Here is a 19,266-nt window from a genome sequence, read left to right as displayed (position 1 = left end):
GGGCAACCACATTTTAATTGTCCTATCTCAATGTTGAAGTAGAATCAGTTGGTTATAAACAAGAGATTCGTCACAAACAGTAAGTAGTATGAAAGCAGTAATTAATACACTTTATGAAGCCAAGTTGGCTGAGCTTAAAGAGAAAATCGACGCAGGCAGCGTTTCCGTTCAACTGACTATTGTTACTGTCGGTGATGATCCTGCCAGTAAGGTCTATGTGAGGAACAAGGTACGCCTGTTCGAAGCGCTTGAGCTTCCTTGCCATCACATTGTCTTACCTGAAGAAGGGACAACGCAGGCAGATCTTGATGGCTTGGCCGAGAAAGCGGATCATCCAATTTTATTCCAGCTGCCTCTACCTAATGGACTGGAAGCTCCAGACCTGCCGGCCGCGGTCGATGTTGATGGCTTTGGCTCTGAGGCGCTGGGCCAGCTAGTACTCGGGCAGAACCCGGTCTTGCCATGTACGGTTCAGGCGGCGATAGATATTATCGAAGCCCACTGTGGTGAGTACAGCTTCCCTGGCTTGAAAGTAGCCGTACTTGGCCGCAGTAATATTGTCGGCAAACCGCTAGCGATTGAACTGATCAACCGTCAGAGTACTGTATCGAGCTTCAACAGCCGCTCTGATCTAGAGGCGGTCGACTGGAACCAGTTTGATGTGATTGTGGTGGCAACGGGTTTCCACGGCACACTGGACAATACCCAGTTTATTGAAGGCCAGCTGATTATCGATGTCGGCATCAACCGTGTGGACGGTAAGCTGGTGGGCGATATCAAGCACCAGGATGGTCATCTGTCAGCGGCTGCTATCACTCCGGTGCCGGGTGGAGTTGGCCGTCTGACCTGCCTGAATGTGTTGGGCAATGCGGTTAAGCTCTGTCAGTCTAAATAAAGGCTTTAAACCTATCAATTTATTGGAAAAGCGCTACCTAGGTAGCGCTTTTTTTATATCAGAGATCGCGATATACCAAAGTTGGTATATCAACGATACAGATGGTGTGATTGCTGCTTTTATCAGCTCTTTTAGAATGCACCCATTACTTCACTTCAGTCTGTTGGAGGCGAATATGAGTGATTCTCGAAAGGTGCGTAAAATCCACTTCTATATTGTTGCTATTGTTACGGCTTTCTTTTCCATTTTTTCAGCCGTTGTGATGACCGAGCCCGGTCAAAGTTTGAATTTACCACGTAGCTGGACCGTGGCGTACTATCACTACAGTGAGTACTTTATTGCATTGAACATGGCATTGCTGGCTTACCTCTGGTATTTGCATACTAAGGCGAAGCTGTGGACGAACCGCAGGATGCGGTGGGCCAGCAAAGGTGTGTTGGTGTGTATTATTTCGGCTAATTTCTTACTGAGTTTGCTGTTTCCGCCCAGACAAACCGATGCCATTTACATGACCGTTGCCCAGGCCAACAATCAACTACGTAAAGAAGAAATTATTTATGCGGTAGAAATCAATGGTGATGTACGGGGCTTCCCGCGCTCGCACCTGAGGATCCCCCATATTGCCGGGGATACTATAGGCGGCGAAGAGGTGGCGATGACGTTTTGTGGTTTGAGCAACCTGCCTGTGGTCATCGATCAAGATATTGGACACGGTGAGAAAGCCGATCTTGGTATACTTATCCAAACCCACAATAACTTAGTGATGGTCGAGCGTAACTCCGGTGATCTTATTCAACAAATCACTATGGAAACTGAGTTTGGTGAATCTGATATCAAGCAGTACCCAAATACAATGATGACATGGGAGGCATTCAAAGAGATCTATCCAGATGCCGAGGTGTTTATCTACCCGTTTGACCGTTGGATGGACAAGCTGTTAGTCAAAGCTTTTGATAAGCCAATGGAGAAGCAGTTCGATCCGGAGCGTGGCGCTATCTTTCCGACTTTGGATATGGCCGATGAAAGGTTAAATGCCAAAGAGCAGGTATGGGGACTGAACAGCGACGGAAAGCAGATCGCCTTTACTCATGAGTTTGCCAAGCAAAACCCGGTATATGAGTTTGAAATGGCTGGGAAACCCTATGTCTTGGTCTACAGTGAAGAGTACGACATTGTGAACCTCTTCAGCCTGGAAAAAGAAGGGCAGCGAGTAACGTTTGGTGAAATAAACTTCAAGGGCGAGACAGACTCGGAATGGGGGCGCTTGGAGCAAGTGCCGACCCAGAACGGTATATTCTGGATGGTGTGGTCGCACTGGTTCCCAGAAACGAAGTTGATGAGCTAGGTAACAAGCGATAGGTGCCGAGGTTGAGGGGGGAAGTGCAGGGCGCTTCCCTTTTTTGTTGCTTATGACTGTTGTTGATCGGCGCTGGCGAAGACCTTTCGCACCAATTCTTCGAGCCAAAGGTACTTGGCACTGCGGAATAGGTTATTGTTGAAGGTCAGGCAAATCTGCATGGTGAGTTTGTCCTCGAGGCCGGCAAACTCGATGAATGCATATTCACTGGGAGAGAGGTTGGCGAGAGATGTCTTCGGGCAGATACAAATCGCATTGTTGTCGCTGATATATCTGAGTACATTGCTCAGGTACTGGCTTCTAAGCTTGGGTTTTAGCACTGTCCCTTCAGGAAACAATTGCTGGATCAGCATGTACTGGTTGTTCAAATCCGGCAAAATCAAACCAGTGATGGGATAGTTCAAGATGGTGGCGATAGGGGTGGTTTGCCCGGCTAATTCGTGCGAACTTTTGCAGACCCCTCCAATTAAGGTTTGTGCGACAGGAACTTGCCGCAATGCCTTGGGGACACCGACCGGATAGAAGCTGATCCCGGCATCCAGCTCCTGATTGATTAATTGGCTGACCGTTGCCGCGCTGTAATTGTGGATTTCAATATCGAGGTTCGGGGCCTGTTGGCTTATGGCTTCGAATAGCGCATAGCCGTGGCTTTCGGATAAGTAACTGTGCAGCGCAATACGGAACTGGCCGGACAGTTCACTGGGATTGAAGTCATCCCCTTGCAATGTACTGGCAAGAAGGGACAACACTTTCGGAAGTTCTTGCTCTAACCCTTGCGCTTTCGGGGTGAGCTTTAAGCCTCTGGGCTGGCGGATAAACAGTGGATCGTCAAAATGGCTACGGATTTTGACCAACGCACGACTGACCGCCGGTTGGCTGATCCCTAAGCGCTCGGCAGCCTTGCGAGTATTCTTTTCTTGCAGCAGGACGACTAACACTTTGAGTAAATTTAAATCGAAGTTATCCAGTTGCATCTTCTGCCTACAATGATTTTTGTTTGTCGGTTTAATCCTAGTTGATGATAGCAAGAACGTTTTGTTTGATAAATGAACGTTTTAGGTGCTGTTAATCGATTACGTGCTCAATTAAATGCTTATCAGGGATATTTTCTTGACCACGGCTGTGAGGAGGCGCAAAGTAGCGCCGAATGTAACAAAATGTAAATGTGGTCAAGTATGAAAAAAATTACTCTTGTAGCCTCGGCAATGGCAGCGTTGGCGCTAGCACCGACTTCAGCGCTGGCATGGAACTACCAAGGGCATATCACTGTGGCGGAAATTGCCTACCAGAACTTGGAACCAGCAGTGAAAGTGCAGGTTGATGAACTTGCGCACAAAGCTTATCAGTCGATGCCTCACGACGTTCAGCAGAAAATGGACAGTTTTGAGGGCGCAAGCCAGTTTGCGAAAATGGCTATGGTACCTGATCTGATCCGCAAAACACCGGCAGAGCAGGTATGGCAGCAAATGGGAGAGACAATCCCTGCGACACTGAATCAGTGGGACGAGAAAGAAACAGGTGCATGGCATTACATTAACCAAACGTACCCGGCAAGCAGCCAGTGTGACTTTGTCCATACCCCGAATATCAAGCTGGTGGCGGGTTACCTCTACGAAGACTTCAAGCACAACCCGCAGGCCGCAAGCCTGATGTTCATGAGTCATGTTGCTGGCGACTCGCACCAGCCAATGCATTCTATTTCGCAGAGCCTGAGTACAACGGAATGTGTCACAGACCTTGGCGCAAACAAGCATACGTTGGATGTCCCGCAAAAAGATCTGCATCATCTATGGGATAGCGGCATGGGTATGTTGGATAAAGCGCATAACATTCATGCCTTCGCGGCTTCGCTACAGCAAGACTTCCCTAAGGGAAACATGGAACTTGGACCAGTGGCAGACGTGGATCTGTGGGTCAAGGAAAGCTTCGCTTTGGCTGACTTTGGTTACAGTGTCGAGAAAGATACCGCGCCATCTCAAGCCTACTACCAAAAGGGGACTGAGTTGGTAAAACAGCGATTGACCCAGGCTGGTTACCGCTTGGCCGACGAGCTAAATACGGCTTTCGGCACACACTAAGCCTTTTGATCCGATAGCGTAAGCGGCATTCATATGCCGCTTTTTTTGTTGTTGATAGGAGCATTAGGTATCTCCAATTGACTCTCCAATGGCTATAATCAAGCAAAGAATCCTTATTTGGGTCATTTTGCGCCAGGAGAGCCTGTGACTTCCAATGTTAATACTACAAGTTCACAGAATTTAGTGCCTTTCATTCGTTATTTTGAAAATAATCGAATTGAGTGGAAAAGTGTTGCTAGCAAGTTCGATATCCCAGAAGACATAGGCACCAGGCAAATCTGGTTATCTTCCCAGCAAATGATGTTTTTCTTGATGGAGATGGTCCGTCAGACAAACCAGGGGGTTGGTTTAGAGGTTGGGAAATTAATCACAGTAGCTCAGATATCGCCATTTCTTGAAGAGAGCCTCAATCGTTGTCGGGATTTAGGTGAGGCGATAGAAACACTGATCAAATTGATGCCTGAGCTAAGCAGCCATGTCGTGATTTGGGTTGAGAAAATTGAAGGGTATTGGTATCTGTGTCACCGCAGTGCGTATCACCCCTCTGCTCCCGGGTTTGATCAAACAGAGTGGTTTCGCTCTTTCGCACTGCTCTCTATGTGTCGCCTTTTTCTTGGTGAACGATGGGCGCCAGAGCATGTTTATATGAGCTTCCCTGAGCACTTAACCCATGGGTTAGCCCTGTCTTTTCCAACCACACGCATGAGCTTTGCGCATCCGTATGGCGCATTAAGAATTCAGTTGGCAGATACGTTTCAGCCGATTCCGCCTGCTAGCAGCGATGTTGAATGGTCTGAACACATTAAACGCTTGTCTCATACTTACGCCATTTTGCCTTGGTTTACCGTTGACTGGTTTGCAAAGTTTCTCAATATGTCGTCACGCACTCTGCAAAGAAAGTTGGCCGAAAAGGGGCTATCGCTAAAACGACTTCGAGATGAGTCGAGATCAAAAGTAGCTAGGACGCTGCTCGGCGAAGAAGTGTTGCCGCCAGAAGAGGTGGCATGGCGGTGCGGTTATAGTGATCTATCTAACTTTAATCGTGCGTTTCGCGCTTGGACGGGAATGACGCCAGCGCAATATCGTAGGCTCAATTTAAAAAGCGCGCAGTAAAACTGCGCGCAGTGCCATGGGTTACTGACCGGTTTGGGTACGACGGATCGGTTGGCCGGCCTGAACCGTGGTATCGAGATTGGTGTCTTTAACAACAATTTCCCCATTAACCAATAGCCAATGTACCCCAACGGCTGGATGGTTTGGATCTTGGTAGGTACTCATATCTGCAATGGTTTCTGGATCAAAGACAACGATATCGGCATCCATTTCTGCTTGAAGTCGACCTTTGCGCTTCATCTGTGGAACAAAGTCTTCCAGTAGTTGTGCGGGCATGAGTGTCATTTTGCGCAATGCATCAGACATCGAGAGTAGGCCGCGCTCTCTGACGTATACTCGCAGTACTTTTGCAAAAGTGCCGTTTGAACGAGGGTGTGAGAACAAGTCTTTCGGTAAAGGCCATTCGTCACCAGCATAATTATCGACATGTCCATCTTCGTCCATGTGCATCCAAAACATCTCATCCGACTCAATAAGTACATCCGGGCTCAAAATAGAAGCGTCAAGTTTAGCCAGATCTTCTGGGTTGTTTTCATCGAGGAAATGCCAGACGATGAAGGTACCCGGGTTGTTCTCTTGGTAGTCTGCCAGTTGTTCCTCGGTCATACGCTTTTTACCCAACTGGAAGTTTTCTGCCGTTGAGCCCATACGTTCACGCCAACCTTCACCTTGGAACATTGCAGCCCCGACAACAGTACTTGCTGCGCCATATGGATAGGCGCCCACGGTAACGTTAATACCTTGATCTTTGGCCTTTTCGACCATAGGTAAAATCCTATCGATATCCTTCAAAGAGGTACTGTTAATGTGGCATAGGTGCATGTGCGCGCCGGTGATCGCCGCATTGCCAATCAATTCTTTCACTGCTTCAAATGAGCTCTGAGGCTCAGCGTTGCTGGCATAACGCACATGGGTATATGTGGCCACGCCTTGTTCAGCGGCGAGCTCTGCTAATGCGTAATATTCTTTCTGGCCGTGACCGGGTGCATAGCCTGCATTGATACCAATACCTAGTCCACCTTCATCCAAGCCCTGTTCGATTAGCTTCAGGATCTTCTCTTGCTGTTCTGGGGTTGCAATGTCCATTTTCCAATCATCACGTGACTGTGCTTTCTGGAAGTAACCTGCGGTTGCCTCTGGCTGAGTATCGCTGAATGTCGCGATACGAGCATACGTCCAACCTGCAGCGGCGCCATAGTTGAGGGGCAAGCCTTTTTCACCCTGTGCTTTGTACCAATCACTAATAGGTAGAACACCTGACTCTAGCTCAAGCATAGTGGTAACGCCTTGCATGGCTTGCATACGGTAATCACCAATGTTCTGACCATGGGCATGAACGTCAATAAAACCCGGAGCCACGACTTTACCTGTTGCATCGATGGTTGTTTCACCGCTAATCGATTCAGTGGTGATAGTCGCGATTTGATTGCCTTTAATACCGATATTGGCGATCGCATCAAATTGTGTTTCGGGATCAATGACACGACCATTGAGGATCACCGTATCGTAGTTTGCCGCGATCGCAAACGGAGATAGCAAGCCAAGGCTTAGGATTGATGCCTTTTTCGCCCATGAGTGCATAGATTTCATCTGTTTGGCTCCTGATAGAGATTGGAGGTAATGTTGATCAAAATTGATAACAATAGATTTAAAAAGAATTCGTTCAGGTTTTTGCTACAACTAAGCTGTGTCGAGTAATATAGAGAATTTAACCAATATATTTTAGGTCATAACGCGCCAATCATAATAGCCGGGTTAAAAAAGGACCAAGTTAAAGCTTATTCATGGAATAAAGAGCCTCAGAGCGTTACGGCTGTAAATTAATAAATTCCAATTTCATTGGTTGGTGTTTGTTTGTGGATGTAAAACACAGATTAAAATTTGGCGTGATATGACCTACTTGAACGATATGTAAATCCATATAGTTCACCGCGTTTTTTAATACCGGAGAACTATGATGAAATATTTTGCGAAAACATTAATTGCTACCACTCTTTTGCTTGCGGGGCTTAATATTGCGTTTGCAGCAGAAGCGGCGAACAATAACATTGATCCCTCTAATCTAACGGCTGTAAGTACCTCAGGCTATGTTGGTATGAATAACCAGGGTGATGTAAAACTTTCAGCATCGGTAGGATTTGGCTTGAATAATGGTCAAATGGCGATGGGTACGGTTGAAGGCACCATGGGAAATGATGGCAAATACAAAGATAGCCGCTTACAGTATTTCCACGTATTTAATACTGGTAACAAGTTTGCACCAACCGCAGCTGTTTCTTTAGATCTCATTGATAATAATAACTTTACCACGGCAGCAGTTGGTGCGATTTCAATGTTCGATCCAGGTATCGACAATTTTGTGGTATTTGGCCGTGTAGGTGCTTTGGTTGGACAGTATGACGAAGGCTTTACCAAAATGATGGGTGAAACCGATGACAGCATTACCGGTGGGATGGCCGCGGCATACCTTTCTTGGAAGCCTGGTGCTGATGGTACCTACCTAATGCTTTCTCCTGAATATACATATATGGATGGTAGTATTGAAACAACAACATTAAAAACGTCATTAACGGTTGGTACACCGCTTTCCGCTGATGGCAAGCGCTGGGGCCAATTTAAGATTGAGAATACATACGGGAGTATGGAAGCATCGAAAACAAAAATTGATATAGATGAAACGGTTGCATGGGCGTTTTATAAAGTATATTTCTAACTTAGGAATAAATAATCACGAAGTATCCCCACTCGTTAAATACATTTTAAGTCAGAACGGCCGCAGAGCGGATTTATTAAATTTATTGCTTTTTTATATGAGGCGCTGAAAATAGAGACGTAGCGATGGTTGTTGTGGGTACCTAAATAATAAAAGTAGGGGCTGCACTTGAGCGAAACCATAGCGGCTGCATTCTTCTGACTGATTAGCATGCGTCATGCTGGCTCTACTCTTGTTGACAGTTTAATCATCCTGTTGAATGTTGGTAACCAGTCACAAATAAACACTTTGCTTGGTAATTGCCAGATCCGACCTGTTATTTCTCTGCTAGCTTTATTTTGCTTATAAAAGTCAAAGGGAAAGACAAAATGAAAAAAATGTTGGCAGTGGTTTTATGTGTTTTCAGTCTGGGCGTCACCGCAGCGACCAGTAGCGGGAATTTAGGCAGTACAGGGTATACCGAAACGAAATATCCGATCGTACTGGTGCATGGCTTGTTTGGTTTCGATACATTGGCAGGGGTAGATTACTTCTATGGTATTCCACAGTCTTTGACCAAAGATGGTGCGACGGTGTACGTCGCACAGGTTTCGGCAACAAATAGTACAGAGGTGCGAGGCGAGCAACTGCTGGCTCAAGTTGAGCGTCTATTGGCCGCAACGGGTGGCAGCAAGGTGAACTTGATTGGCCACAGTCACGGTGGTCCGACGGTTCGCTATGTTGCTTCGGTCAGACCTGATTTGGTTGCTTCAGTGACCAGTATCGGCGGCGTACATAAAGGCTCTGATGTGGCTGATCTGGTGCGCAATACCGTAGAGCCGGGATCGCCTGCAGAAGCATTGTCAGTGAAGCTGGCAGAAGGCTTGGTTACTTTGATAGGGCTACTTTCTGGCGGAAGTGACCTGGAACAAGATCCACTGGCCTCGCTTGATGCCCTGACGACCGAAGGCTCTCTGGCCTTTAACCAGCATTACCCGGAAGGGGTACCTACAACAGAATGCGGCAATGGTGATTTTCTGGCCAGTAACGGGGTCTATTATTATTCATGGACCGGTTCATCAACCTTCACCAATCTGCTTGATCCGAGCGACGCAGCAATGACGGTGCTTGGGCTGGCGTTCGATGGGCCTAGTGATGGCTTGGTGGGAACCTGCAGTACCCACTTGGGCAAAGTGATCCGCGATGACTACAAAATGAACCACTTGGATGAAATTAACGGTCTGCTGGGCATTCACCATTTGTTCGAAACTGATCCCGTCACCTTGTACCGCCAGCACGCCAACCGCCTCAAACTGCAGGGACTGTAGGTTATGGCTAAGCGGTCAAAAGTAATTGTTGGTGTATTGGCGATTGTCGTTGGTTGGGCTGGCTACCAGTGGATCCAACAGACAGGCACGCCTGCGTCGGCAAATCTGGTACAGGCACCATCCCAGCAAGATACCGAAGTGGATGAGTCATCGAGCCGAGAATTGCTGGAGTATGCCTACTCGGCCCAGGGTGAAATTGCGTTGCCGGATATTGAGCAACGGGTAGAGGCCTATATTGAGCACTCAGGGACGTCGTTATTGGATCAGTCGTTGCTTGCCGCGTTTATCGGGTACAAGAAGGCCTTGATGGGCTTGGAAGAGCTGGCGATGGGGCAGTCGATGGGGCTGGACGAAATGGAGCAACTGCATATTGGTTTACTGGCGTTACAGCAGCAGTATTTCACCCCGGAGCAAATTGCCGCGCTATTCGGTGATGAAAATCGACTGCGCTCGATGGCAATAGAGAAAAAACGCATTGAGGAGAATGCGCTTGATGCCCAGGACGCAGAGGAGCAATGGATGGCGCTGCTAGCCGAACAGCCGGGGTATATTCGAAGGAGTGAGCAAAATACCCAGTTGATGGCAGCACTGTCTAATGACCAGCAATTGTCACAGCAGGAGCGTTACTTGCACCATGTAGCCTTGGTCGGAGAGGCCGGAGCGCAGCGCTTGGAGGCGGTTGAAGTGGAAAGGGCAGCCTTTGAGGCGTCGCTTGCAGATTACCTGACGCAAAGAAGCGTAATTTTGGCTGATGAACAGGTTGGAGAAGAAATGAAGGAGCTCCAAATTGAGCAACTGAGGCAGCAGTCGTTTGAACCTAAACAATGGAAGCGGGTGGCTGCACTTGAGCGCATCCATGACAGGCGCAGCTAATGGATTAGTTATTAGGTCGTAAATACAAAGCCCGGTTAACAGCCGGGCTTTGTTATATCGATAGGTTTTTCGTTTAGCGGGTTGCTGGCTTAAGCAGCTCACCCAGGTAGCGAACCACATGGGCGGCATCCTGCGCTGCATGGGTGATTTTCTTGATAATGGCCTCAGCGCGCTCGTCATCCTCGCTCAGCGCCGCTTTGACTTTAGCATTCATCGCCTGGGCATTTTCAAGTTTTTGCTTACAGTCTTCAAACAAAGCAGACAGAAACTCCATATCGACTTCACCCCCTTTGATAAACATGTCAGCCGCAATTCGGTACACGGTGTGGAACTTGTTGGCCATGTCTTTTTGGTTAGTCTGACCTTCTTTGGCCCAGTCTTCAGCCCAACCTTTGAAAATGATGGCGATTTGTGGGTTTGGAACAATGTTTACTTGTGGCATTCGAACTGTCCTTCGGGGGTATCAGAAGTTTTAACAGGGCAAGTGTAATAGAGCCGGCGATAGGGTTAAAGGGTAGAAGCGGTATATGCTTAATTTACGAGCAGGTTGTGATCAGTACATCGTGAAATTGCGTACACAATCATATGTTTTACCGTCTTTTTTAGCTTCTTGCTATGTAGGAGTCAACAATGCGCCTTCGCCAAATATCGCGGGAGTTGTCAGTGGCTAAGCCACATCGCCTCCTGGTTTATGCTGGCCTGATAGCAACGCTTTTAGCTGGTCCGGCAGGAGTCCAATCTCAGCCGGAATGTGAAAGTTGGCTTGATCAGCAGTTCAACAAGCTCAATTCCACTGAGACAGTCCGTCTATGCGAGCAGTTTGCCGGGCAGGTCTTGCTGGTGGTGAATACTGCGAGCCAGTGTGGTTTTACGCCTCAGTTCGAACAACTTGAGGCGGTATATCAGGACTACAAGGAACAAGGCTTTTCTGTCATAGGTTTTCCTTCTAATGACTTCAACCAAGATCGTGGCAGCGAAGAAAATTCTGCTAAGGTCTGTTATCTCGATTACGGGGTGACTTTCCCCATGCTAGAAAGAACCCACATAAGAGGTGAAAAGGCGAATCCTGTATTTCAGCACCTAGCGAAACAAACGGGAATACAGCCAAAATGGAATTTTTATAAATATATTATCGACAGGCAGGGTGAAGTGATCGCGGTATTTTCTAGCCAGACCAAACCTACGGACGCTACCATGCTTGATGCCATTGAGAAAGCGCTATAGGCATTTGCGATATAAACATTGAACATTCTGTCAGAAATACGTTCTTAATGTATCTTGGGGGCGGAGATAAAGTTGATTGAGTTACCCTGTGACTTTTTCGATGCTACCTGTGATTTTTAATCTAAAGGGCTGGAGCAAAAGTGCGCTTGCATTTTTGGCTTTTAAAATCAAACAATTGGTTTTCTATTTGTGAGCTTCAACTGTATTGATGTGTAACCTTGTGCACTTGAGTCAGGAGTTGAAGAAAAACTGCGTTTCATGTCATTTCAAATTGATATTTGTAACACTGATATATAAAAATAGGCGTGCTCATAATGATATTTTTGAAATTAAAATCAAACTTATCTTTATTAAATAATTATTCACTGAGCATGAAAATATCAGTTGGAAAAACCTGAGTGCAGGATGTGCTTGGGTTTTATTTATATCGGAGTTTACACATGACACGAATAAACGCATTATCTGGTGCTATTGCACTGGCCTTGATGTCATCGTCAGTTTCTGCACAGCTATTAATAACAGAGTACGTCGAGGGTAAAAGTTATAATAAAGCGATAGAAGTCACTAATTTGGCTGATTCTGGAATTAATCTCTCAGAATACAGCGTTAGGCTTGCGATGAATGGGGCCGATTCATTTGGTACCACCATCAACTTGAACGACGTAAATCTAGCGGGTGGCGAAAGTTATGTGCTTTACCACAGCTCAGCGGCACAAGATATTAAGGATGTCGGCGATCAATCATCGGGCAGCCTTGGTTTCAACGGCGATGATGTGGTTGCTTTGTTCGAAGGCGAGGAGCTGATTGATAGCCTAGGCCAGCTGGGCGTACGTGAAGACTTTGCCAAAGATGTCACGCTTCGCAGGGAGCCGGCTGTAACTTCAGGCAGAACCGATGTAGATAGTGAGTTTGACGTTAACGCCGAATGGGTGACTTTTCCAACAGATACCTTCGATGGCCTAGGCTGCAGTGGCCTTGAGGCGTGTGATAGTACTACTCCGCCACCGAATCCGTTTGTGTGTGATACCGATAACCTCGTCCCGATCTATGACGTGCAAGGTGATGGCAACCGTAGTCCGCTGGTACCAGAGGGAAGCTTCGAAAGCCCGGAAAAATATTTTGTCCGTGGCGTTGTCACCGCTCGCGGCGAGAGCTTGTATAAGGGCTTCTACCTGCAAGACCCGTATGGCGACGGTAATGAGAATACCTCGGATGGGGTTTTTGTCTTCTTGGGTGGTAGTACCACACCAAGTGAAATTCAGCCGGGTGCAGAGGTGTGCTTAGAGGCGACTGTTAAGGAATACTACGGCAATACTCAGCTTGATGTACGCGATAGCGCCTTCAAAGTATTGAGTACGGATAACCCAATTCCTGCGCCGACACGCTTCCGCGTGAAAGAAGGGGAAGATCTGCATACTGCGCTCGAGCGGCATGAAGGCATGCAGGTGCTGCTTGATGCTGATAGCCCGTTGGTGATCACGCGCAACTTCAGTTTTGACTATGCGTCATACCGCAATAACTTAATGCTGGCTCATAATGCTCCTCTTTATAATCCAACCCATCTTTACGCGGCTGAAACCGACGCGGCTAAAAATGTGGCTGCTGAAAATGCGATAAGTCGTGTATATGTTGAATCAGATTACAAGGCCAAAGACGGAGAAGTGCCATGGTTCGATAACTTCAACCCGGTCGATGGCTATATGCGTATGGGGGACAAGCTAACCGGATTGACGGCAATGGTCGGTTACAGCTATGGCGAATACCGTCTAGTGACGACTAACATAATCGGCAGCGGTGACTTGCTGCGTCTGCCTGAAAATGAAAGGGCCGATGAGCCAGTTACAGCAACTGAAGAGGGGCTTAAAGTTGCTGGCTTCAATGTGCTGAACTACTTTACCTCGTATGCGGAATCGGGCAATCCTAATTACATGTGCTCTGACGCATCGGTAACACCTGGTGCTAAATGCTACCGCGGCGCGCCATCGGTTGAGGAGTTTGCCCTGCAGCAAGCCAAGCTAGTCAACGCGATTGTGGCCATGGATGCTGATATCGTTACCTTGATGGAGCTGGAAAATAACGGTTTTGATGAGAACAGCGCACTGGCATCTTTGGTCAATGCTCTTAATGATGCCCAGCCGAACAAGAAAGATCACTACCGTGCGGTGAAAGTGCACAAGTCCGATCTGACATTCAAGGATGAACCTGGCTTTGAGGAGATCGGCTACTTCGGTACGGATGCCATCACTGTCGGTATCATCTATCGTCATGACAAAGTGAAAGCCAAGAACCAAGCTCGCCAGATCATGATGCCAGAGCAGCATGCGCCGCTTGCTGAAGGCGGGGTGAAGAGCGCCTATCAGCGCCATGCCATGATGCAGAAGTTTAATATCCCTGGGGCCAAGGATGATCTGACCGTCATTGTTAACCACTTCAAGTCAAAAGGTTCAACCTGCTGGGAAGACGATTTTATCTTCGGTGACGAGGAAGATGTTCAGGGCAGCTGTAATAACTTCCGAGTCTCTGCGGCCAAAGTGCTCGGCGAGGCGGTTCAGGATCTTAAGGGCGACGTGCTGGTCATGGGTGATTTGAACTCTTACGGTATGGAAGACCCAATTCTAACGCTGACTTCATTCGACGAAGCTGACCGTGGTGGGAAAATCTTTACCGCCTCTTATACTACACTGGACGGTAAAGTGTTTGAGCAAGAAGGGCAGCTAGTCAGAAAAGGCTATGGCTTAGTTAACCTCAAGCACAAGACCGACTACAGCTATAGCTTTGAGGGTGAGCTCGGTAGCCTCGACCATGCACTGGCCAGCCCATCACTAGTGAATAAGGTGGCAGCAGTAGAAGCGTGGCACATCAATGCAGCTGAAAGTAACCTGTTTGAGTACAGCAGCAAGTACACCGGCAAATTGGAAAAATCAGACAATATTTATTCGTCGTCAGATCATGACCCAATCATTGTGACACTGGAGTACAAACACAAGAACGGCAAAAAATAACGTCGTTTGAAAAGTAACAAAACAACCGGCACCCTGCCGGTTGTTTTATTTATGCCATTATTATGTTCATTGAGTATTGAAAACATAGGCCATCGACATTGCATAAATCGCCGCTGAGAATTGTGTTTCTTGTCACTTGCGCCATGCTGGCGTTTGCCGGAAATTCCATATTATGTCGACTGGCGTTAGCAGAAGGCTTTATTGACGCGGGTAGTTTTACTTTGATCCGATTGGTGTCCGGCGCTGTCACGCTAGTGCTGTTAACGCTAGCTATGTACTCAAAGGCTTCTTATTCGCCGTCGAACTGGCATAAATCCGACATGCTGGGTGCGCTGATGTTACTTGGTTATGCGGCAGCCTTTTCTTTCTCGTATATCAACATCACAACAGGTACAGGGGCATTAATTCTGTTTGCTTCAGTCCAATTCACCATGATTGGGTATCACCTATTCAGTGGCAACAAACTACAGTTTTGGGAGTGTATCGGGCTTGGGCTATCACTGAGTGGGTTTGGTTATCTGCTTGTTCCCCATGCCTCACGGCCCGATCTGCTCGCGGCGGCGTTGATGGCCATAGCCGGAATATGCTGGGCGGCTTTTACTATTTTGGGGAAGAGTTTCAGTGAACGGCCCGCAATGGTCACCATGGCCATGAGTTTTGCACTGGCAACACTGCTTGGCGGGCTGATAGCGGCAGTGTCGTTTCCTTATCTGGCGGCCGCTGCCAGTCTTTCATATCGCGGAGTAATACTTGCCGTGACTTCTGGCGCGGTGGCTTCCGGGATCGGTTACGCCATCTGGTATGCGGTATTGCCAGCGTTGTCGATATTGAAGGCGTCAGTTGTCCAACTCTCTGTTCCAGCATTGGCCAGTATCGCGGGCTGGATAGTGTTGAGTGAGAAAATTACCATCTCCACAGCAATTGCGACAACGCTTATCCTAGGCGGTATTGCACTGGTATTTGCGGCAAGAAGCAATCAGTGATGTTTGTTTATTTCACCCGAAGCAACCGGTATCTCACGTCCTCTATATGAAATACCAATACCTGTGATACTTTCATCGCTTCAACCTTTTCTAGCATCTCAGCATCAAATTGCTTCTTCTTCATCCACTGCAATGGCTGGTTGAAACTATCCTCGCTGACCACAAATGACTCATCTTGAAAGGTACTGCTACGAATATTGACAACCCAAACGCGTGATTGAAAATCAAGGACGTCTGCGGCGGCTGTTTTGAGGCGTTGCCATAATGAAGAGTTTTTGTTCATCGGTGAATCAGTGACTGTGTTCAAAGTGGGGTAGTGTAGCGTGCTTGGTGATAGGAGGCTAGGCTTGGGGGAGAGAGGCTGACGTCGTTGTGGTATGAAAGAAAGCTCCTAATGGCATATGTCAGGAGCTTTCCCAAAAGGATTCGTTGGGGGTTTTACACTGCGTGGCTGTTGAGCGCTGCTAGCTTGGCAATGGTGGTTTGGGCGACCAGTTTGCCATCCATGTAGTAGCTGACGTTCTCACCATTCTTGAATCCTTCAAGCACAGCGGTCTCGCCATTGTTGTAGACAATATGCATTTTGACAGAGTTCTCGTCAGCCTGAATCATCTCTCCGGTATCAATCTGTCGGTTGTTTGAAATAGGGCTAATAGGAGCCTCTTGCAGGCTTGGGTCAAGATCGTCATTAACCTTGATATGTGTCTCAACCTTACTGTCAAAGATATGTGGAGAATCCGTAATTGGGTTTTTACCGGTCCAAAACTCCAAAGAGTTAAATACGACGTAGTCTGCCGCACTGGTAATGCCGTAGACAGGCGCGAGAAGAAAGTTAACACCAGCACGAGCATAGCGGTTATCAACAGCTTCAACATTAAATTTCATTACTTTTCCGGTCACCGCATTACTTCCCACACACCCGGTCAGTGCTGATGCAAATAATGTTATTCCTACCGCTTTTAATACGATGTTGTTCATGTTGCTTCCTGTACAAAATAATAAGTTATTGTTTGCGCCGGGGAGTATATTTAATGTTTATTGGTGATTCTTACCAAATTGCGCCAATTATATTTAATCGTATTTTTTAGCAAGCAGGTTTGTTTTAACTTGTTGTTGTAATTGATTTATTTAAATGAAATTTTTTCTTCTGGTGTGGGAGACAAAAAAGAAGGGCCCTAAGGCCCTTCATCTAGTATTAACCAGTAATAGTGAATTAACTGATATTAGTTTGCGCGATTCAATGTCACCACATTGTACTCAAGCGGCTTAAGAGTCGGCATGTTGTCAGCGATGTAGTCGATAACAGCCTGTGCATCGGTATTGCAGCGGACGTTGTCAGCCTTACAGTTCGGCGCTTCGCCTTGGTAGTTCACCTTGAATCGGCCGCCGGCCTCTACGATGTTTTTCACTTTGAAGCCTGTTAGCTTGCCATCGACATAGGCAAGGTCGACACGGCCTGAAGACTTCTGCTGGGCAGTAAAGAGCGGAGTCCAGCCATCGTTACCCGTTGCATTGTAGTTGTTGATAGCGACGTTGTAGGTCTTGTTGTCTTCAATTGGTGTCCAGATAGGCGCATCAGCGGTGCCGGTCATTACTTCCACGTAATCCAGTTTGCCGCTTTGGTAAGGCGTGGTTTCGGTGTACTGGTAACGGATGTGGCCGCCGTATGGGAACTTACCTGCGTGAGAGCCTTCAGGTAGTGTCGCAGTGACAGTACCGTCGATCAGCTCTTTGATGTACTTGCCTTTCACCGGAACAACAGACATGAAGTTAGAGAAAGGGAGTAGCTCTAGCGATACATTACCCTCACGGTATTCTCCTGCTTCGATGTTGGTGCGAATACCACCGGCCCCAATCAACGAGAAGTCAACTTTCATGCCAGTAACAGCAACCACTTCCGGAGAGTTAGCCCAGTAGTATTGGCCAGCGGCCAGGATAGGGGCAACATCAGAGCCGTGCGCGTCTGTGCCTCCGTCACCAGGGCGACGCTCATGGTTGATTTCTTCTGGAACTTGAGCAATCACTTTACCGTAAGCTTCGTCGACAGCTGGCTTGTACTTAGTGTCGATGATTTGGCGCATTACTGCTTCTTCTTCAGTAATGGTGATGTTGTCTTCACCTTCGATGAAACTAACGACAGACGCTGTTTCAGTTGCGCTGAATTCACTGCCAGCTTCACGCATCGGGGAATGGAAGTATTCATCGTTACTTAGAAGTACATTCAAGCCGGCACAGTTGGTAACTTGGCCGTCAGCGTCAAATGTTACGTCTAGCTGACCGATGGCTTGGGCATACTGGCCTGCTTGTACTACACAGGTTTGGCTTTGGCCATTCGGGTTCTGAACCATTTGGGCGTATTCGCCACCGTGGTTGTGGCCAAGGTTGGTGAAGTCACCCAGTAGGGTGTGGGAGTGGCCACCAACGATCAGGTCGATACCGTTTACTTGTGAGGCGACCTCAACATCAACGGCGTTACCAATGTGGGTCACCGCGATGATATTGTTGATCCCTTTGGCTTGCAGCATGTCAACGGTTGCCTGCGAGGATTCCACCATGTTGTGGAATTCGACCTTACCCGTGTTAGGTGCAATGTTTGGCATGTCGTCTAGCGCGATACCGAATACCGCAACAAGGTCTTTGTCTGCAGGTAGGTTATCTAGGTCGGTGATTTTTGTTTTCTGATTACCGTCGAAGGCGAAAACAATGTAAGGCTTGAGGTTGGTTTGATCTTTGAGGTCTGGATCGTTGCTGGTGTCGATATTAGCTGCAAGAACTGGGAAGTTAATGTCACTGATGAACTGGTTGAGCTTTGTGTTGTTCAGGTCAAACTCGTGATTGCCCAGAGCCATTGCATCTAGCCCCAATCGGCTGAGTAGTTCGGCATTCATAGCACCTTCGTTTAACTTGAAGTAAGCACTGCCTTGCCATGCGTCACCGCCGTGAAGGAAAAGAAAGCTTTGGTTATTATCTTCGGCTGCTTTCTTGTATTCATCAGCCATGGTCTGTAATCGCGGGAAGCCACCAAACTCGTTGTACACTAGGGTGTCATTGGCCTTGAAACTCGATTTGACTGGGTCGAAATTTGAATGCGTATCGTTGATATGCGCGACGGTCAGGGTAAAAGAATCTCCTGTCTCGACAGTGGACTGAGCACAACCGGCCAGTGCAGCGGCGACAGAAAGCGCAATAAGAGGCTTAGAAAAGTTCATTAGACAACCTATTTATAATTATCTGTTGATGATAAATCGGAGTGAGTGGCGATTTATCCCTGAGAAAAGCCTTAAATAAGCAAGGCTTGCGAACTATATACGAGATAAAACAGAGGGGCAATTACAAAACGGAGACATAATTTCTCAGTTTTTCAATCCAGAGCAAACGTTTGTGCTTATCGTTTGCTAGATGATTGCAGGTTATTGAATGTAAAGGACAGGGGGCGAAAAATCTGGCTTTGTTTGGTGATGTATAAACTTGTAACGAAGTGTACTGAAAATTGCGCTGCTGCTTATGTGAGCAATATGGCGTTGCTTAATTGACCATGGTGGCCGCATTGGGAAAAATATCCCGTGAATAAAATTCCCCATATTATCTAAATTGATTTAACTCAAAATATAACCTGTATTTTAAATGCTCCTTATTGTGTTTCAAAAGAAATAAGAAAATAGCATTATGCTGGGGCCCAAATGACATTCTCTATAAGCATTGGCTGTTAACTTTTTGTGAT

16 protein-coding genes are annotated in these 19,266 nt (G+C 47.2%); 10 read left to right on the top strand and 6 right to left on the bottom strand.

Features of this window, described 5'->3' with window-relative positions:
• Positions 1–88 precede the first annotated feature (88 nt).
• Together PTW35_RS09860 and PTW35_RS09855 are read left to right on the top strand one after the other, a co-directional pair.
• Positions 89–895: a bifunctional 5,10-methylenetetrahydrofolate dehydrogenase/5,10-methenyltetrahydrofolate cyclohydrolase gene (locus PTW35_RS09860; RefSeq protein WP_281024833.1), complete on the top strand. Its 807-nt coding sequence runs from the start codon at positions 89–91 to the stop codon at positions 893–895.
• A 175-nt stretch (positions 896–1,070) separates the two neighbouring features.
• Complete coding sequence (locus PTW35_RS09855; protein WP_281024831.1) at positions 1,071–2,240, top strand: DUF3179 domain-containing (seleno)protein; 1,170 nt, start codon at positions 1,071–1,073, stop codon at positions 2,238–2,240.
• A 62-nt stretch (positions 2,241–2,302) separates the two neighbouring features.
• Here the strand turns inward: PTW35_RS09855 and PTW35_RS09850 are convergent, their stop codons facing one another.
• Positions 2,303–3,226, bottom strand: coding sequence for a LysR family transcriptional regulator (locus tag PTW35_RS09850; protein WP_281024830.1), 924 nt, complete (start codon positions 3,224–3,226; stop codon positions 2,303–2,305).
• 201 nt (positions 3,227–3,427) lie between these two features.
• On the opposite strand from PTW35_RS09850, the gene PTW35_RS09845 reads away from it, so the two are divergent.
• Both PTW35_RS09845 and PTW35_RS09840 read left to right on the top strand, forming a co-directional pair.
• Positions 3,428–4,330 (top strand): S1/P1 nuclease, encoded by a 903-nt coding sequence (locus PTW35_RS09845; RefSeq protein WP_281024829.1) that lies wholly within the window; start codon positions 3,428–3,430, stop codon positions 4,328–4,330.
• Positions 4,331–4,474: 144 nt separating this feature from the next.
• Positions 4,475–5,443, top strand: a complete 969-nt coding sequence (locus tag PTW35_RS09840) for a helix-turn-helix domain-containing protein (RefSeq protein ID WP_281024828.1) — start codon at positions 4,475–4,477, stop codon at positions 5,441–5,443.
• Positions 5,444–5,464: 21 nt separating this feature from the next.
• On the opposite strand, the gene PTW35_RS09835 is transcribed toward PTW35_RS09840, so the two are convergent.
• On the bottom strand, positions 5,465–7,033 hold the full coding sequence (locus tag PTW35_RS09835) for an amidohydrolase family protein (protein WP_281024827.1): 1,569 nt from the start codon (positions 7,031–7,033) through the stop codon (positions 5,465–5,467).
• Positions 7,034–7,400: 367 nt separating this feature from the next.
• On the opposite strand from PTW35_RS09835, the gene PTW35_RS09830 reads away from it, so the two are divergent.
• The 3 genes from PTW35_RS09830 to PTW35_RS09820 all read left to right on the top strand — a co-directional run bounded on the left by PTW35_RS09830 (position 7,401) and on the right by PTW35_RS09820 (position 10,336).
• Positions 7,401–8,156, top strand: a complete 756-nt coding sequence (locus PTW35_RS09830; protein ID WP_348637737.1) for a hypothetical protein — start codon at positions 7,401–7,403, stop codon at positions 8,154–8,156.
• Between the two features lie 368 nt (positions 8,157–8,524).
• Complete coding sequence (locus tag PTW35_RS09825; protein WP_281024825.1) at positions 8,525–9,463, top strand: triacylglycerol lipase; 939 nt, start codon at positions 8,525–8,527, stop codon at positions 9,461–9,463.
• Positions 9,464–9,466: 3 nt separating this feature from the next.
• Positions 9,467–10,336 carry a lipase secretion chaperone gene (locus PTW35_RS09820; protein ID WP_281024824.1) on the top strand — a complete coding sequence of 290 codons (870 nt, stop codon included), beginning with the start codon at positions 9,467–9,469 and terminating at the stop codon, positions 10,334–10,336.
• Between the two features lie 73 nt (positions 10,337–10,409).
• Here the strand turns inward: PTW35_RS09820 and PTW35_RS09815 are convergent, their stop codons facing one another.
• Positions 10,410–10,778: a hypothetical protein gene (locus tag PTW35_RS09815; RefSeq protein WP_039464035.1), complete on the bottom strand. Its 369-nt coding sequence runs from the start codon at positions 10,776–10,778 to the stop codon at positions 10,410–10,412.
• A 221-nt stretch (positions 10,779–10,999) separates the two neighbouring features.
• Between PTW35_RS09815 and PTW35_RS09810 the strand changes: the two genes are divergently transcribed.
• From PTW35_RS09810 to PTW35_RS09800, 3 genes are all read left to right on the top strand, one after another.
• Positions 11,000–11,560 (top strand): glutathione peroxidase, encoded by a 561-nt coding sequence (locus tag PTW35_RS09810; RefSeq protein WP_281024823.1) that lies wholly within the window; start codon positions 11,000–11,002, stop codon positions 11,558–11,560.
• 440 nt (positions 11,561–12,000) lie between these two features.
• The gene (locus PTW35_RS09805) at positions 12,001–14,562 is read left to right on the top strand and encodes an ExeM/NucH family extracellular endonuclease (RefSeq protein ID WP_281024822.1); all 2,562 of its coding nucleotides are present in this window, start codon (positions 12,001–12,003) and stop codon (positions 14,560–14,562) included.
• Between the two features lie 122 nt (positions 14,563–14,684).
• The gene (locus PTW35_RS09800) at positions 14,685–15,545 is read left to right on the top strand and encodes a DMT family transporter (RefSeq protein WP_281024821.1); all 861 of its coding nucleotides are present in this window, start codon (positions 14,685–14,687) and stop codon (positions 15,543–15,545) included.
• A gap of 7 nt (positions 15,546–15,552) precedes the next feature.
• Here the strand turns inward: PTW35_RS09800 and PTW35_RS09795 are convergent, their stop codons facing one another.
• From PTW35_RS09795 to PTW35_RS09785, 3 genes are all read right to left on the bottom strand, one after another.
• Complete coding sequence (locus PTW35_RS09795; protein WP_044623440.1) at positions 15,553–15,828, bottom strand: hypothetical protein; 276 nt, start codon at positions 15,826–15,828, stop codon at positions 15,553–15,555.
• Positions 15,829–15,983: 155 nt separating this feature from the next.
• Positions 15,984–16,523: a DUF3332 family protein gene (locus tag PTW35_RS09790; protein WP_281024820.1), complete on the bottom strand. Its 540-nt coding sequence runs from the start codon at positions 16,521–16,523 to the stop codon at positions 15,984–15,986.
• 245 nt (positions 16,524–16,768) lie between these two features.
• Positions 16,769–18,754, bottom strand: a complete 1,986-nt coding sequence (locus tag PTW35_RS09785; protein ID WP_044623438.1) for a bifunctional metallophosphatase/5'-nucleotidase — start codon at positions 18,752–18,754, stop codon at positions 16,769–16,771.
• Positions 18,755–19,266 lie beyond the last annotated feature (512 nt).

This window comes from Photobacterium sp. DA100 (genome assembly GCF_029223585.1).
GTDB lineage: Bacteria > Pseudomonadota > Gammaproteobacteria > Enterobacterales > Vibrionaceae > Photobacterium.
Note: the sequence above shows the minus strand (reverse complement) of the source record. Positions and strands in the feature narration are given on the sequence as shown.

Excerpts from the sequence above, each read along its gene's own strand:
- PTW35_RS09860 (WP_281024833.1), top strand. The coding sequence starts at position 89 with ATGAAAGCAGTAATTAATACACTTTATGAAGCCAAGTTGGCTGAGCTT.
- PTW35_RS09855 (WP_281024831.1), top strand. The coding sequence starts at position 1,071 with ATGAGTGATTCTCGAAAGGTGCGTAAAATCCACTTCTATATTGTTGCT.
- PTW35_RS09850 (WP_281024830.1), bottom strand. The coding sequence starts at position 3,226 with ATGCAACTGGATAACTTCGATTTAAATTTACTCAAAGTGTTAGTCGTC.
- PTW35_RS09845 (WP_281024829.1), top strand. The coding sequence starts at position 3,428 with ATGAAAAAAATTACTCTTGTAGCCTCGGCAATGGCAGCGTTGGCGCTA.
- PTW35_RS09835 (WP_281024827.1), bottom strand. The coding sequence starts at position 7,033 with ATGAAATCTATGCACTCATGGGCGAAAAAGGCATCAATCCTAAGCCTT.
- PTW35_RS09830 (WP_348637737.1), top strand. The coding sequence starts at position 7,401 with ATGAAATATTTTGCGAAAACATTAATTGCTACCACTCTTTTGCTTGCG.
- PTW35_RS09825 (WP_281024825.1), top strand. The coding sequence starts at position 8,525 with ATGAAAAAAATGTTGGCAGTGGTTTTATGTGTTTTCAGTCTGGGCGTC.
- PTW35_RS09820 (WP_281024824.1), top strand. The coding sequence starts at position 9,467 with ATGGCTAAGCGGTCAAAAGTAATTGTTGGTGTATTGGCGATTGTCGTT.
- PTW35_RS09815 (WP_039464035.1), bottom strand. The coding sequence starts at position 10,778 with ATGCCACAAGTAAACATTGTTCCAAACCCACAAATCGCCATCATTTTC.
- PTW35_RS09805 (WP_281024822.1), top strand. The coding sequence starts at position 12,001 with ATGACACGAATAAACGCATTATCTGGTGCTATTGCACTGGCCTTGATG.
- PTW35_RS09795 (WP_044623440.1), bottom strand. The coding sequence starts at position 15,828 with ATGAACAAAAACTCTTCATTATGGCAACGCCTCAAAACAGCCGCCGCA.
- PTW35_RS09790 (WP_281024820.1), bottom strand. The coding sequence starts at position 16,523 with ATGAACAACATCGTATTAAAAGCGGTAGGAATAACATTATTTGCATCA.
- PTW35_RS09785 (WP_044623438.1), bottom strand. The coding sequence starts at position 18,754 with ATGAACTTTTCTAAGCCTCTTATTGCGCTTTCTGTCGCCGCTGCACTG.